This window comes from Mesomycoplasma bovoculi M165/69 (assembly GCF_000524555.1).
GTDB classification, from domain to species: domain Bacteria; phylum Bacillota_I; class Bacilli_A; order Mycoplasmatales; family Metamycoplasmataceae; genus Mesomycoplasma; species Mesomycoplasma bovoculi.
The window spans coordinates 171147-187578 of record NZ_CP007154.1; the positions used below are offsets into that span (position 1 = coordinate 171147).

At 27.2% G+C, this 16432-nt stretch carries 16 protein-coding genes; 14 read left to right on the forward strand and 2 right to left on the reverse strand.

Annotated features, from left to right (window positions below; genetic code table 4):
* The first annotated feature begins 79 nt into the window (after nt 1-79).
* From rpsP to MYB_RS00920, 13 genes are all read left to right on the forward strand, one after another.
* On the forward strand, nt 80-343 hold the full coding sequence (gene rpsP, locus MYB_RS00865) for a 30S ribosomal protein S16 (RefSeq protein WP_022934969.1): 264 nt from the start codon (nt 80-82) through the stop codon (nt 341-343).
* A 6-nt stretch (nt 344-349) separates the two neighbouring features.
* Nucleotides 350-1036, forward strand: coding sequence for a tRNA (guanosine(37)-N1)-methyltransferase TrmD (trmD, locus tag MYB_RS00870; RefSeq protein ID WP_022934970.1), 687 nt, complete (start codon nt 350-352; stop codon nt 1034-1036).
* Nucleotides 1026-1379, forward strand: coding sequence for a 50S ribosomal protein L19 (rplS, locus tag MYB_RS00875; RefSeq protein WP_022934971.1), 354 nt, complete (start codon nt 1026-1028; stop codon nt 1377-1379). Before trmD ends, rplS begins: the two co-directional genes overlap by 11 nt.
* A 14-nt stretch (nt 1380-1393) precedes the next feature.
* Entirely contained in the window at nt 1394-3280 is a 1887-nt protein-coding gene (gene topA / locus MYB_RS00880) for a type I DNA topoisomerase (RefSeq protein WP_022934972.1), read from the forward strand.
* A gap of 9 nt (nt 3281-3289) precedes the next feature.
* Nucleotides 3290-3982: an MHJ_0274 family protein gene (locus tag MYB_RS00885; protein WP_022934973.1), complete on the forward strand. Its 693-nt coding sequence runs from the start codon at nt 3290-3292 to the stop codon at nt 3980-3982.
* Nucleotides 3970-4560, forward strand: coding sequence for a CDP-diacylglycerol--glycerol-3-phosphate 3-phosphatidyltransferase (gene pgsA / locus MYB_RS00890; protein WP_022934974.1), 591 nt, complete (start codon nt 3970-3972; stop codon nt 4558-4560). Before MYB_RS00885 ends, pgsA begins: the two co-directional genes overlap by 13 nt.
* Nucleotides 4561-4625: 65 nt before the next feature.
* Nucleotides 4626-5969, forward strand: coding sequence for a hypothetical protein (locus MYB_RS00895; RefSeq protein ID WP_025279596.1), 1344 nt, complete (start codon nt 4626-4628; stop codon nt 5967-5969).
* Nucleotides 5970-6110: 141 nt separating this feature from the next.
* Nucleotides 6111-7439 (forward strand): hypothetical protein, encoded by a 1329-nt coding sequence (locus tag MYB_RS00900; RefSeq protein WP_025279597.1) that lies wholly within the window; start codon nt 6111-6113, stop codon nt 7437-7439.
* Between the two features lie 123 nt (nt 7440-7562).
* Complete coding sequence (locus MYB_RS03290; protein WP_276211260.1) at nt 7563-7697, forward strand: hypothetical protein; 135 nt, start codon at nt 7563-7565, stop codon at nt 7695-7697.
* A 100-nt stretch (nt 7698-7797) separates the two neighbouring features.
* Nucleotides 7798-9138, forward strand: coding sequence for an ABC transporter ATP-binding protein (locus MYB_RS00905; RefSeq protein WP_022935688.1), 1341 nt, complete (start codon nt 7798-7800; stop codon nt 9136-9138).
* Nucleotides 9131-9979: an ABC transporter permease subunit gene (locus MYB_RS00910; RefSeq protein WP_022935689.1), complete on the forward strand. Its 849-nt coding sequence runs from the start codon at nt 9131-9133 to the stop codon at nt 9977-9979. Before MYB_RS00905 ends, MYB_RS00910 begins: the two co-directional genes overlap by 8 nt.
* A gap of 13 nt (nt 9980-9992) precedes the next feature.
* Complete coding sequence (locus tag MYB_RS00915; RefSeq protein ID WP_025279599.1) at nt 9993-10817, forward strand: ABC transporter permease; 825 nt, start codon at nt 9993-9995, stop codon at nt 10815-10817.
* Complete coding sequence (locus tag MYB_RS00920) at nt 10802-12538, forward strand: type 2 periplasmic-binding domain-containing protein (RefSeq protein WP_022935691.1); 1737 nt, start codon at nt 10802-10804, stop codon at nt 12536-12538. Before MYB_RS00915 ends, MYB_RS00920 begins: the two co-directional genes overlap by 16 nt.
* Before the next feature lie 259 nt (nt 12539-12797).
* Here the strand turns inward: MYB_RS00920 and MYB_RS03270 are convergent, their stop codons facing one another.
* Nucleotides 12798-13352 carry a hypothetical protein gene (locus MYB_RS03270; protein WP_025279600.1) on the reverse strand — a complete coding sequence of 185 codons (555 nt, stop codon included), beginning with the start codon at nt 13350-13352 and terminating at the stop codon, nt 12798-12800.
* A gap of 244 nt (nt 13353-13596) precedes the next feature.
* A complete protein-coding gene (gene metK, locus MYB_RS00930) occupies nt 13597-14733 on the reverse strand; it encodes a methionine adenosyltransferase (protein WP_022935526.1) in 1137 nt (378 codons plus the stop codon).
* A gap of 196 nt (nt 14734-14929) precedes the next feature.
* Here metK and MYB_RS00935 point away from each other — a divergent pair, with 196 nt between their 5' ends.
* Nucleotides 14930-16309 (forward strand): hypothetical protein, encoded by a 1380-nt coding sequence (locus MYB_RS00935; RefSeq protein ID WP_022935525.1) that lies wholly within the window; start codon nt 14930-14932, stop codon nt 16307-16309.
* Nucleotides 16310-16432 lie beyond the last annotated feature (123 nt).

Sequence of the window (16432 nt, forward strand, 5' to 3'; positions counted from 1 at the left end):
GTAAAGCAATTTTGCTTTACGCATTTTTATGTTATAATATTGATTATCTTTTATCGTATCAAATTATAGAAAGGCCAAAATGGTAAAAATTCGACTTAAAAGAATGGGGTCCAAATTTAACCCTATTTACAAAATTATTATTGCTGATGCGCGTGCGCCTCGTGATGGAAGATATATTGAAGTTGTAGGACACTACAATCCACAAAGTAAAGAAATAACATTCAAAGAAGATAGAGTTTTACAATGATTAGGTTTAGGTGCACAACCTACATTGACAGTGAAAAACTTACTTACTAAAAAAGGTGTTTTAGCTCTTTTTACTTCCAAAAAAGTAAGCAAATAATTTAAAGTGAAAATAAATTTTGTTTCTCTTTTTCCTAAATATTTTAAAAGTTTTGCAGAAGAATCAATAGTTGCTAGAGCAATTGAAAAAAAAATAGTAGAAATTAAAACTATTGACATTCGTGACTACTCATTAGACAAATTTAAAAGAGTAGATGACACTGTTTATGGTGGAGGAGCAGGAATGCTTTTACAAATCCAACCTATTGATGATGCTATTTCTAATATTGGCGGTTTGAAAATTGCTCTTTCACCCCAAGGTCAACCTTTTAGTCAAGAACTTGCTAAAAAGTTTACTCAATATGATGAAATTACTTTAGTGTGTGGTCGATATGAAGGTTTTGATGAACGAATTATTGATCATCTAGTGGATTATGAGATTTCTATTGGAGACTATGTGCTAACAGGTGGCGAATTACCAGCTATGGTTGTTGCAGATGCTGTAATTCGCTTGTTGCCTGGAGTGATTAACAAAGACTCACTTGCAAGTGAATCATTTTCAAATGGATTACTAGATTATCCACAATATAGTCGACCAAGAGTCTATAAAAACTTAGAAGTTCCATCAGTTTTGTTCAATGGTGATCATGCAAAAATTGAACAATGAAGAAGAGAAAAACAAATAGAAAAAACACAAAAAAATCGTCCTGATTTATGAGACAAATACATTAAAAAGGAAAATCATGAAAAATAAATTAATAGAAATTGTTGAATCAAGTCAATTACGTCAATTAGACCCTTTTCGTGAAGGGGACAACATCAAGGTTTTTGTCAAAATTCGTGAAGGTAACAAAGAAAGAATTCAAATTTTTGAAGGTTTAGTTATTGCTATTAAAGGTAGTGGTTTATCAAAAAGTTTTGTTGTTTACAAAATAGCTCACAATGTTGGGGTTGAAAGAACATTCTTATACCACTCACCATTAGTTGACAAAATTGAAGTTGTTCGTTCCAACAAAGTTCGCCGCGCAAAACTTTACTATATGAAAGATAGAAAAGGTAAAGCGGCTCGTCTTAAAGAAATTAAACGTAATAAATAATAACTTTAGTTTTTATGTCTAAGTTAGTTATTGTTGAGTCACCTAATAAAATAAAGACTATTTCTAATTTTTTAGGTGATGAATTTGAAGTTTTAGCATCTGTGGGCCATGTTGTTAATTTAGCGACTTCAGGAGCCTATGGTTTTGGAATTAATACAGAAACTTGAGAGCCTATTTACAAAATCAAGTCTGACAAACGCAAAATTGTTAAACAACTAAAAGATGCTGCTAAAAAAGCATCAACTGTTTTAATAGCAACCGATGCTGACCGTGAGGGTGAGGCAATTGGGGCATCACTTGTTGATCTTTTAGAAATTAAAGAGAAATATCAAAGAATTCGTTATAACGAAATTACTGCGACAGCAATTTTGGAAGCAGTAAAAAATCCTATAACAATCAATGAAAATTTGGTTAATTCACAAAAAACTCGGCGTATGCTTGATAGAATTATTGGTTTTAGATTATCTAAATTATTAGGTTCTAAAATCAAAAACGCGCCAACAAATCCATCAGCTGGTAGGGTGCAATCTGTCGCACTAAAACTTGTTATTGATCGTGAAGCAGAAATTGAAGCATTTATTCCTTATCACTATTTTATTTTGTTGGCACATATTGGTCAATTTGAAGCCAAATATTTTAATAGAAGTTTTCTAGAATCACCAGATTGAATTCCAACTGATCAAGTTGAACAGATTCTATCTGATTTATCAAATGTTGAATATTTAGTTGTTACTAAAAAACAAGTAAGTAATAAAAAAGATCCTCAAATCAGCCCTCTAAAACAAGCAACCGTCTTTAAAAAACTTTCTAATTATTCAGCCACTCGTGTGTCTATGTCACTTCAAAAACTTTACGAAGGATTTGGAGATCAAGGACTTATTTCCTATCCACGTACAGATTCCACACGTTTGAGTCAAAGTTTTATAGATACTGCTAAAGTTTTTATTGAACAAAAATATGGGGTTGAATATTATAGTGAAACTGTTAAAGGTTTTGCAGGTGATCAAGATGCTCACGAGGCAATTCGTCCAACTAATTTTGAACTTACACCAGCTCTTGCAAAAGAAAAATATGAATTAGATGAATTAGATTTTCGTGTTTATCAATTAATTTATAACACAACTTTGCAAGCATTAATGAAACAACCTATTAGACAAATAACTCGTTATGAATTTTTGGCAAAAGAAGTTCACAATTTCTTTTTATCAGGTTCAACTATTGTTTTTGATGGGTATTATAAAATTCTAGACCCTGAGGAAAAACCACTTGAGTTGCCAATTTGATCAGAAGGTGATCAAGTTAAAGTAGACAAATTTTCTCATAGTGCTCATCAAACTAAACCACCAGCTCGCTATAATGATGGTTCATTGATTGATAAATTAGATCAAATCAAAGTTGGTAGACCATCAACTTTTGCTGTTTCAGTTAAAATTTTACAAGACCGCCTTTATGTTGAAAAAGAAGGTCGTTCATTAAAACCAACAGCTTTTGGTGAATTAGTTTTAAAACAGCTATTGCAAGTTAGCCCTGAAATTATCAACATTGACTACACAGCTAAAATAGAAGAAGACTTGGACCTAATCGCAGAGGGTTCTATTGATTATAAAGAGAATTTAACAACTTTTTGAAATAGTTTCCAAAAAACTATGGAAAAAGCAAGTGATATAGAACAAACAGTAATTCAACTAGAAAAAGTTGGTCAAAATTGTCCTGAATGTCAAAAAGATCTAATTTATCGTAATAATAAAAAAACTGGTCAACGTTTTATAGGTTGTTCAGGTTTCCCAGCTTGTCGTTATATGGCTTCAGACCCTAATGCTAAACCGGTTTATCGTAAAAAATTTACAAAAACTTCAACAACAAGTCAAGGTAAAGAAGTAACCAAACAAAAAGAAAAATAAAGGAATTAAATGGAAACAGATGCAAGTTTAATTGTCTTAATCTCAATTTTAGCTATTGCAATTGTTGGTTTTTTGTCCTACAGTTTTGTTAGCAATAAGATAAAACGTGACAGAATTATGAAACACAAAAAAGCAATGAAAGAGTTAGAAGAACGAAGTCTTGCTGAGTTTTGTGCACGTGTAAATATAGTGATTGAAAATAATAAGGAGATGTTAAATAAATTTGTGGTTTCCATAGGTTTTATTAAAATGTCTGATATTAATTTGATTGCCAAATATAGTTTAGAACATTTTATGAAACATGAAAAAGTTGTTGAATCTTTTATTAACAACCCTTATAAAACAACTGATATTTTCATTGATAATCTTAGTGAATTGGTTCAATCTAAATCAAATTTGTGAGATAAAAAAAATTCAAAAAATCTTGAATATTTTAGAGATCTTCAAAGTTTTTTACAAAATTATGAAGATCCTAAAATTGCTGATTTGTACAAACAATCACAAGAAAAATATAGCCAATTTTTTCAAAATTTGGTTTCAGATTTGAACTTTGGAAAAATTGATATTGATAAATTTAAAAATGAAATCATTGCTTATGATGAACAAATTAGTGCTTTAGAAAAATCTATTGAAACTAAACCACTCACAAAAAAAGAACAAATTATTGAAAAATTCAAGTCATTATTGATATGAAAACGCTAGTTAAAAAAAATTTTGCAAATTGGTTGACTATTTCAAGAATAATTCTAATTGTTCCCTTACTCACTTTTTTAATTATTTCTTATTATTATAAAGCATACAATAGTTACTTTAGTTGACCAATTAGCTTCTTTTTACTAGCTTTTTTTATTTTTTTATTAGCATCATTTACAGATTTTTTAGATGGTTGATTTGCTCGTAAGTACAAGACAGTGTCGAATTTTGGTAAAATTTTTGATCCTATAGCTGATAAAATTTTAGTGGCTTCAGTTTTAATTAGTTTTGTAGCAATGAATATCACTCCTTGATACTTAGTTATAATATTTTTTCTTCGTGATATTAGTGTTGATGGACTTCGAATTTTTGCAGCGAGCAAAAATATTGTTGTTGCGGCTTCTTTTTGAGGAAAGTTGAAAACAGTTTTACAGATTATTGCAATATCAGTATGTTTTCTTTGTGCACCTTTGATTATAAATTCTTTAAATTATTGGTTGATAAATTTACCTTTAATTTTGGCATCTTTGGTTTCACTATTTTCGGGCATCCTTTATATTAAACAAATCTTAAGCAAAATTTTTTAATAAATTTTGCTTTTTTTATAAAAATATGTTATAATGCCCCAAAAAAGATTGAACAAAGAGGCAAAATGAAAATTAAAAAAATACTTTCAAGTTTAACTTTATTATTAATTCCAATATCAGTGGTTTCTTGTTTTCAATTTCAGACAAACAAAAGTGAACTCAAAAAAGAAGATTTGACTAAAAATGATTATAAAGATAATGAAGAAAAGTATACAAAATTTATGAATGAATTGTTTGGTTTTTTGGATAAATATGAACTAGACAATAATTTTTCTAATAATGTTTATTGACCTAATCATTTAATAGAAAATAGATTTGGAGCACCTATTGATAAAGATGATTATCAACCAAGAACTTGAAAGGATTTGTTTAAATTATCTAATATTAGAGACTTTCAACAGTTTATTGCAAATCCTATTAATAATAAAGAAAAACATCTTAGCTTAGATAGTTTGCAAAAATTATTTGAGCTATCATTTCTAAATGGTGAAAAATTAAATGATGTTTTAAAAACAGTTGATTTATATGTATATCAGTTGATAGATTCTCCATATGAATATAAAAAATATAAAACTTTGCCAATTTACATTAAAGAACAAAGTAACGTTATTTATATAAATCATATTTGGCAAGGTGTTATTAAAGAACACTTTAAACAATCTCTTGAAGGTCATCCAGCGGAAAGAGAATATCCTTACTATTGAAAAATTGTTAGAATTCCAAAAAATAAACAAGTAAAAATTAAGGAAATTAATGAGTTTGAAAAAATTCAAGAAATTAAAGATGAACTTGCTTCTAAATATAACAATTCTGACAACCAATTATTTTATAATGTTTTAAAACAAAAAAATGAAAAGATATTTGATTTTTTTGTTAAAAACCAAACAAAAAACAAAATAATGGCAAAATCACCTTGATTTTTAAACAAACTTGCAAGTTCATCATTAATTAGTTATGACAAACCATTTTTAGAAAATTACACAACTCAAATCACAAATCCAAGTGATTTTCAAAGTTTTGTAAATAAAGTTATAAATTTAGATTCAAGTCAAACATCAAGACAAATATCTTTCAATTTTAGGAAAAGTTTTTTAAATGGACAAACTCCTGAAAGAGTTTTAAAAAACAACAACATTTTTATTTTAGAAACTTGAAAACCAATGTATTTTTCTGATTGATTACTTGTTAAAAAACAAGATAACAACAATATTTATTTAACAACAGCTAAAACAAGTGATTTTGAATTTGAAGAACAATTACAAGATCATTTTAGCTTTGATAAAGTGGGTTTTCAAGTTATTGTTGTGCCAAAAACTCAAAAAATTACTTTTAATTATAAAACTAATTTCAAAGAACTTAATCAAGATTTTATAAAACAAGAGTTGAATTTTAATATAAATGGCAATTAGTTTTCTAAAGGTAATTTTCACATTTTACAAAACAATAGTTATACAAAGAACTATTTCAATCATATTACTGATAAATGAAAAATATTTCTAAAAATTAAAAATATGTTATAGTGTACCAAAAAGATTGAACAAAGAGGCAAAATGAAAATTAAAAAAATACTTTCAAGTTTAACTTTATTATTAATTCCAATATCAGTGGTTTCTTGTTTTCCATTAAAGGCAAGCGAAAACAAACTAAAAAAAGAAGATTTAACTAAAAATAATTATGGAAATAATGAAGAACAATATACAAAATTTATGGAAGAATTGTTTGGTTTTTTGGATAAATATGAACTAGACAATAATTTTTCTAATAATGTTTATTGACCTAATCATTTAATAGAAAATAGATTTTGAGCCCCTGATGATGGAGATGATTATGAACCAAGAACTTGAAAGGATTTGTTTAAATTATCTAATATTAGAGACTTTCAACAGTTTATTGCAAATCCTATTAATAATAAAGAAAAACATCTTAGCTTAGACAGTTTGCAAAAATTATTTGAGCTATCATTTCTAAATGGTGAAAAATTAAATGATGTTTTAAAAACAGTTGATTTATATGTATATCAGTTGATAGATTCTCCATATGAATATAAAAAATATAAAACTTTGCCAATTTACATTAAAAAACAAAGTAATGTTATTTATATAAATCATATTTGGCAAGGTGTTATTAAAGAACACTTTAAATATCTTGTTCCAGGTCATCCATCAAACGGGCAATATCCTTACTATTGAAAAATTGTTAGAGTCCCAAAAAATAAACAAGTAAAAATTAAGCGAATTGATCAATTTGAAAAAATTCAAGAAATTAAAGATGAACTTGCTTCTAAATATAACAATTCTGACAATCAATTATTTTATAATTTTTTAACACAAAAAAACGAAAAGATATTTGATTTTTTTGTTAAAAACCAAACAAAAAACAAAATAATCGCAAAATCACCTTGATTTTTAAACAAACTTGCAAGTTCATCATTAATTAGTTATGACAAACCATTTTTAGAAAATTACACAACTCAAATCACAAATCCAAGTGATTTCCAAAGCTTTGTAAATAAAGTTAGAAATTTAGATTCAAGTCAAACATCAAGGCAAATATCTTTCAATTTTAGGAAAAGTTTTTTAAATGGACAAACCCTTGATAGAGTTTTAAAAAACAACAACATTTTTATTTTAGAAACTTGAAAACCAATGTATTTTTCTGATTGATTACTTGTTAAAAAACAAGATAACAACAATATTTATTTAACAACAGCTAAAACAAGTGATTTTGAATTTGAAGAACAATTACAAGATCATTTTAGCTTTGATAAAGTGGGTTTTCAAGCTATTGTTGTGCCAAAAACTCAAAAAATTACTTTTAATTATAAAACTAATTTCAAAGAACTTAATCAAGATTTTATAAAACAAGAAAGTGAAAATTAATAAAATTTTATTAATTAAAAAACCATAAATAAAAAGATATTTTGTAGATTTGTGAAAAAATCCAACTAAATTTAACAAATTTGTATCAAAAAAAATTTTTTATATATAATTATTACTTTTATTATGTTCGAAGACAAAAAATATTATTATTTTTATAAGTTTTATCAAATTTGGGCACTTAAATATAGTGATCCATCTTTTTGTCTTGAACAAACTAGCCAAGATATTTTTGATAAATTCCCCATCGTTCTTCATTAGAGAAGGAACTTTTTTCTTCAAATATGAAGTTACCAAAATTGTTTAATAAATAATTTATTTTTTATTTGTTTTTTAATTTTTAGTATAGGAATTTATATATATGATAACCAACCAAAACAATATCATCATCTCTTTAGTCGATGTTGATAAGGAATTTGGCAATAGAAAAGTTTTAGACCAAATTAACCTTGACATTAAAAAAGGAGATTTTGTAACACTTTTAGGGCCATCAGGTTCTGGTAAAACTACTATTTTGCGTTTAATTGGTGGATTTGAGTGAGCTACTCGTGGTGAAATTAAATTTGAAGGAATCGATATCAAAGATGTTTCAGCTAATAAACGTGAAACAGCAACTATTTTTCAAGACTATGCGCTTTTTCCACACTTATCAGTGCGTGGAAACATTGAGTTTGGGCTTAAGTTAAAACGTATTGCAAAAAATAAAGCTGATATTCCTGCATCAGTTTGAGAAAAATTGGAAAAATCAAAGCAACAATGAATCAAAAAACGTGATCAAAAAATTGCTGAATTAACCAAATTACAAAACGAAATAGATGCTAAACTAGAATCTGGAAATTTAACAGAAAAAGCTAGACATAAATTGCAGGAACAACTAGATGATTCAGATTTTAGATACTCTAATTGAGAAAATTATGTTCATGCAAAAACAGAACAGTTTGAGAAAAAATATTTAACACGCAAAATTACCAAAGAAGAAATAGATGCTGAAATCAAAAATATTATTGAACTTGTTGGATTAACAGGTCATGAAAATAAAGCAATTCATCAACTTTCAGGTGGGCAAAAACAACGTGTGGCTTTGGCTCGTTCACTTGTTATTGAACCCGAAATTGTACTTTTAGATGAACCTCTTTCAGCTTTGGATGCAAAAATTCGTGACAAAATGCGTGTATTTTTAAAAAATATTCAACAAAAATTAGGACTTACTTTTATTTTTGTTACTCACGACCAGGATGAAGCACTTCAACTTTCAGATAAAATCGCAGTTATTCGTGATGGGAAAATTGCGCAATATGATGAACCTAAACAAATTTATGACTATCCAATTAACAAATGAATAGCTAATTTTATAGGTGATTCTAATTTTTTTGATGCTAAATTTATTGATAAAAATAAGGTTGAAATTCTTGGTAAACAACTTTATACTATTCACCAAGAATTTCAACCAGGTGAAATTTTAGATGCATTAATTCGACCAGAAGATATTGACATTGATTTGAATTCAGGATATTTTGAAGGAACAATTGAACAAAATATTTACAAAGGCTCATATTATTGAGTGACAATTAATGTTGGACAAAAAATTCATGTAGAAACTAATGATTATTATGAAATTGGTCAAAAAGTCTTTTTAAAATGAGACGACGATGCTATTCACTTAATGAGAAAAGAAAATCTTGCAAAGGAAGACAATGATTAAAATAAATGATGCATGGTCCAGATTTAAATCTAATTTAAATTTTAGACTTTCACTTGTGATTCCTTATGCTATTTTTGCCTTGATTTTTATCATTATTCCTTTAATTTTATTGCTAGTTAAAGCAGTGACGCCTCCAGTGCCTAATGTTAAATTTGACAATTATATTTTAACTAAAGATAAAACAACTTGAGTTATCATTGGCCGTTCTGTTTTTGTAGGATTGCTTTGTGCACTAGTTTGTTTAGTCCTAGCTTTTCCCTATGCTTTCATTGCTGCTAATAGCAAATCTAAGGCTTTTAAAATTTATTCACTTTCATTAATTGTTTCACCACTGATTATTTTTACAATTGCTAAAGTGTTTGCTCTTCGTTCATTATTTTTGGCTATTTTTGACCAAAATGACTTAAATAACAACTATTTTTTACTGGTGGGGCTAATTTTTTTGAATTTTCCTTTTATGGTTTTACCGCTTTATTCAGTGCTGCGTGATATGCCCAAAAATCTTTTAGAAGCAGCATCTGATTTGGGTTACAACCACTTTCAATCAATTATTAAAGTTGTGATTCCTTATAGTATTAAAGCAATTTTTTCGGGAATTGCCTTAGTGTTTTTAATGGCAGCAACTTCAATTGTAATTTCAGACAAATTGTTGCCAAATGGTTCACAAAACCAATTGATTGGAAACTTGATTAATAATTCAACTAATCCAGCTAATCCTTTTGACTTAGCACGTGTTTCTTCACTTGTGCTTGTAACTTTGTTAGTTTTTATAGGTATTTATGGCATTCTTTATTTTGCTCCAATTGTAATTATGAAGATTAAAGGATTTAAATATGACTAAAATTAGTCCAATCATAACTAAAATTTGGGATTTTCTCATTCAAAGAGAAATTTGAAAAAAAAGCTATGTTTGACTATTACTTTTGCTTTTTTATATCCCAATTTTTACAGGTTCAGTTTTTGCGTTTAATGCACCTTCAAAAAAAGGTTTTATTTCATCAACTTGAAATAAATTTTCCTTGCAAGCTTTTTATGATTTAAGTAATGAAGGTTTTGGTAATGCTCTTGTTAATACAATAATTATTGCTTTAGTCACTGCTTTTGTAGTTGTAAGTTTATCACTCATTACTGTTTTTGCACTTTGAAGGCAAAAAAGTAAAACAGCTAAATCATATGTAAGTTTAACTTCAAATGTACCACTAATTAATCCTGATGTAATTACAGCTGTGGCAATGGCCACTATTTTAACTAGTATGTTTGGAGTGCTAGCTGCAACATCAGAAGGTTTAGCTCGTGCAATTGTTTCACACATTGTTATGACTTTGCCGTATGGAATTTTACTTTTACATCCTAGAAGTGAAAAATTTCCACTAACTTTATTTGAAGCCGCTCAGGATTTGGGTTATTCTAAGTTACAAGCTTGGTTTTTAGTTTACTTAAAATATATGATGCCAGCAATTACTTCTACTTTAGTTGTTGTAATCTTTTTATCTTTTGATGATTTTATTTTGACTAAAATAACTTCTAATACCCAAACAGTTGGAACCCTTTTATATCAAGGGACATTTAAAACATGAGCACTACTGCTTGGAACATTTATGCTCTTTTTTGTAGTAGTTGGTAACATTATTTGAATTTATCTAAAAACTAAAAAGGATAAAAAATGAACACAAAAATAAAAAAATGATTTTTTAAATCAGCTATTTTTGCTGGACTTTTTAGTGCAATTGGACTTGTAGCTTATTTTAAAATTCAAACTCCGTTTAAACCTGTAGTTTACAATTATGAATCTTATATTTCAAAAACTGGAAAAGAAAGAATTGACCAAGATTTTAACTACCGCGAGTTTGGAGACTTAAGTGAATTTACTCGAGCAATCGAGGATAATCGAACAATTGCAGGTGTAGGTTCTGATTTTCAAATCGCTAGATTAGTACAAAAAAAATTATTACAAAAAATCAATTATGCAAAGCTTTTTCCCAATTGAGATGTTGCTGGTGCTTTTAAAGTGTCAAATAATTATTCAACCCTAACTAAAGAAGCAAAACAAGAATTTATTAATAAAAAAAGAGCTGCCTTTGTCAAAATGTTTCGTCCTGAAATAGTTGCTCATATTGATAAATATGACAAATATATGCATGATGACCAAGGTAAACCAATTGATGTTGACCATGATGGTATTCCTGATCATTTTTGAGAATTTTTTATTCCTTATTATACTCAAGACAAAGTTATGGCTTACACCATTGGGGATTATGATGTTGATGGCAAAGACAAAAATGGTCATGACATTAAAGTTCGCAAAAATATGCGTAAATTCATGGATAAGTGAAGTCCTGAAGAAAAAAAAGAAATTCAAGAAAAAGGAATTCGATTTAAGGATCAAAGCTTAGCTGGCATTGGGACTTCTTTGCGTCAACATGGTTATAAATATTTTGAGTGAACTGAATCTATGTTTGATAATTTACTCATTGGAACTGAAAAGTTAAATGAATATGGAACAGAAATTAATGAAAAAAATTATAAGCAAATAGTTGATGCTTTCATTAATTATATTGGAGCTATTAGTGGTCATCCTTACACTGATTTAAAACATAATGTTTTTAAAACATCAGGTCTTGAGTTGGCAAACTCAGTCATCGACCCTAGTTTAAATCAAGATGTTGGTCTCCTTTATAATGGAGATGCTTTAGATGCTAATTTTTCAAAGGATAATTATGAAATTTTAGAAGAAGAAAATACCATTAGGATCATTAGACCAAAAAATAATTTAACATTATTAGATGGTTGGGTAATCTTAGCATCTACACCTGAAGATACAACTGATAAACTTTATCACACTTTGTATGAAAGTATTTTTAAAGGTGAAGATTTTACACTTGATGAAATGCTAAAACATACTGCAGTTGAAACAAAGTACAATTGAAAACTTAATGATGAAACTGAAAAGTATGAAAAACAATCAGGACAAGGTTATTCATTTGATTTTTCTTCAGTTCCAAGTATGGAGAATTTTGATTATATAAATTACACACCAACCTTTCAAAAATCATATGATTTTTTTAGAAAATTTTACTTTAATGATGATGTAGCTACTGTTAAAGAAAATGAAGATGGTGATGAAATTTATCTATTATTAAATAAGGATTCGCAAATAATTACAAATCCAGATGATTTAACATTTGATAAAGTTTTAGCAAATGCATCAGATCCTAAAACCCTTAAGTCACTTAATATGTATTTGACTCAACAACCTGAACAAACATTGCGTGGTAACTTACCAACAGAAGAAAACAAAGATGAAGGTAGATATTCATTAACTTATACATTTTTAAAACCTATTGACGAACATCTTCTTTCTTTAATTAGAACATACTATACATTAAAAACAAAAAACTAAAGTATATAAAAATAAAAAAAGTGGAAATTTGAAACATAATTTCCACTTTTTTCTAAATTAAAAGTTAGATTAAAAAATATTTGAGAAAAGAACAGGAAAATTATATAAAAACAATTGAAAAAATTACAATATAAATGAAAAACAATTAAAATACAGAAAAATAAAATCTCCCTAAATAGGGAGATTTTATTTTGGCCATTCTACTATAAAAAAATATTAAAAGATTTACAACCAATATTTTTTGTATTTTTTAAAATTATTAACCGAAGTGTTTTTTTATTCACTCAATGTTTTGTTGTAATTGTTGTTGTTGGAGTTTAGTATTGTATCTTTCCTTAGATAACTTCTCTCTTTGTTCAGGATCTTTAGTTTCAGCAATTTCTTTTTTTAATTTTTCTGCTTTCTGTTTTAAAGTATTATTTACCGCTTCACCTGAAGTTGAACTTTGTGTGGTGGTACTTGCTGCTTTCTGTTTTTCTGCTTCCTCTGCTGCTTTCTGTTTTTCTGCTTCCTCTGCTGCTTTCTGTTTTTCTGCTTCCTCTGCTGCTTTCTGTTTTTCTGCTTCCTCTGCTGCTTTCTGTTTTTCTGCTTCCTCTGCTGCTTTCTGTTTTTCTGCTTCCTCTGCTGCTTTCTGTTTTTCTGCTTCCTCTGCTGCTTTCTGTTTTTGCTGCTCTTGTTCTTTGGTAGTTAATTTTTCAGTATCTTTACTTTTATCACTACTTCGACTTTGAGTTACACCAACTGAAATTCCAATTATTGTCCCAATAGCTAGCACACTACCAATTCCAATAAATAATTTTTTATTTTTTAACATATAGTCCTTTCTATAAATCTATTATTTACATACTTATAAGTTTTTTTTACAATTATTGTTCAAAACTATTAAATCTAAGTACACATTAAGATTAAAATAAATTATATCATAAGATAACCTTAATTTGGATTAAAAATGAAAAAATCAAAAATTATACTAAACGAAAATTAAATAATTTCATTTGATCATTTTTATATAAAAGTTTACACTTTTAGTTTGAATTAATACTAAATAAATTAAAAAATTAGAATAACTTTTTAATTTCCTCCACTTTATTTAATTCTTCTCAAGGTAAATTTAACTCTTCGCGTCCATAGTGTCCATAGGTTGCAGTATTTTGATAAATTGGACTTTGTAACCTTAAATTTTTAATTACAGAAGACAATTTCAAGTCAAAAACTTTATTAATAATTTCAATAGTTTTTTCAGTTGAAATTATTAAATTTTTGGCGTATGAAATTGCAATGGAAATTGGTTTTGGAATACCAATTGCATAACTAAGTTGTAATTCAATAGCATCTGCAACTCCTGCAGCTACTAAATTTTTGGCAACTCATCGTGCTGCATAAGCACCTGAACGATCAACTTTAGTATAATCTTTTCCACTATAAGCTCCACCGCCATGATGACAAGCATCACCATATGAATCAATAATTATCTTACGACCAGTTAGTCCAGTATCTCCAATAGGCCCACCAATTACAAATTTACCTGTTGGATTAATTAATACTTCAAAATCAGTGTTTAATCCATATTGTCTTGCAACTTTTTTCATAATTTCTTCTTTTATAAAATTATGAAAGTGTTCCTTATTATAGTTAGCTGAATGTTGGATGGACATAAGAATTTTGTTGATTTTAGGATTTGACTTACTAAAATCAATTTCCACTTGAGATTTCATATCAGCCCTTGCATCTTGAAATTGAGGATTATTTATCCTTTGATTTTCAGCAAGTTTTACAAGTTCATGAGCTAGTGTTGAAGCTAAAGGCATGTATGTTTTGGTTTCGTTGCAAGCAAAACCATAAACAACTCCTTGGTCGCCAGCTCCTAAATCACCATCTGCTTGATCAACGCCTTGGGAAATATCAGCACTTTGAGAATTAACATTTGAAATGATTGTAAAATCATTTTCAGTATAGCCAATAGCAAGTAATATTTCTCAAGCAGTTTTAACAAAATCAACATAAGCAGTAGTTTTAATTTCACCACCTATAATAATTAGTCTGTTAGAAGCCATAGTTTCTACAGCAACTCTAGCATTTGGATCTTGTTCTAAAATTTTATCTAAAATTGCATCACTTATTTGATCACAAATTTTATCTGGATGTCCTTTGCCAACTGATTCAGCTACAGACAATGTTTTTTGAAATGTGTTCATAAATTCCTTATTATGTAAAAGTTAAAAAATATTATGAACAAAGTATTGTAAGTTACGGCTAATTTGATATTATATATTTTTTTAATTTTTTTGTGATTAATTTATTAAAAAATAAATTTTTTGTTTGCTTTTTTTCAAAAAAGTGGTATGGAAACAATATAATTTTTGTATTTATAATTTATTTTAAGGATAATTGATGATTTTTAAAAAGCGATTTTTTATTTTAGGGGGTTCTGCATTAATTGGAACTTTGGCTATTGGTGTTGGTTTAGGGATTGGATTATCAACTAAAAAAAACTTTGCTAAGATCGAAGAACAAGAATTATTTGAAAATAAAAATGAAACAGAAACTGTTCAAGAAACATTGAAAAATATGCACAACTTGTGAAATAAAGGGATATTTTTTCCCACAAGTTTATTAAAACATCAAGAAGATATAGATTATTTTTTAGATAATTTACCCGATGATTTATGAGGGCAATATGAACATAATACAAATTTTATAAAAATGAATGTTAGTATTATTAATTTGTCTCATTTTTACTTAAAATCTCAATTAGCAATTAATCCTAATTTTTTTGAAAATAATTATAAAAAATGAGATACATTTTTCGAAAAATTAAAAGCAGCTCTTATTAAAAAATATCCAAATTATAAATCTGCAATTAGTAATAAATTGCATTTACTTTATAATAAATACAAGATTATAAATGAAGATTTATATGATAAATACAAATTTATAAATAACTACTTTACAAAAGAAAATAATAACTCAATCCAAAATTGAGAAGTGAATTATACTGAAGAAGATAAAAAACAAGCAGAAGAGAAATTGAATCCATTAAGAATAATATGAAATCGTTTTCCATCTTTTCGCTGAGATAACTTGCTAACAACCCAAGGACAAATCAATTATTTTTTAAATAATTTACCAAATAATTTGGAATTTCCATCTGAATGATTACGTTCATCTAGTTTAGAAAACTTGGTAGCTTTCTATCTTAATTCTCAATTAGCAGTAAATCCTAATTTTTTTGCTAATGATTATAAAAAAATTAGTGAATTTTTTGAAAAATTAGAACTTTCTCTAATTAATAAATACCCAGCATATAGAATTATCATTAGTGAATATTTTAATATTTTTTATATTCAAATACAAAGGAATTCAATAAATAAAAATAATAATTCAAGTCAAAATTTAATATCTACTGAAACTAATTATAATAAAGAAGACAAAAAAGAAGTTGAAGAAAAATTAAACCCTTTAAAAGGATTGTGAAATTTAACTGGAATTTTTTTAACAAAAAATAATTTACTAACAACCCAAGGACAAATCAATTATTTTTTAAATAATTTACCAGATAATATAGATCTAAGTTCTGAAAATCTTTTCGCTTTTAATTTATTAGGTTTTTATTTGAAGTCCCAATTAACAATTAATCCTAATTTTTTTAATGATGATGGTGAGAAAAAGTGAAATGAATTTTTTAAAAAATTGGAAACAGCTCTTATTAAAAAATACCCAAGTCAAGAAAATGATATTAAAAATATGTTCAAACACAATAGCATATATTAAAATTAAAAGTTTAAATTTTTAGTTGAAATCAATTAATAAATATTTGTGATTTATTTAAAAAAAACATTTTAATATTTTATGAAATTGCATAATCACTAATATTAATGTAAAATTTATGGGAAC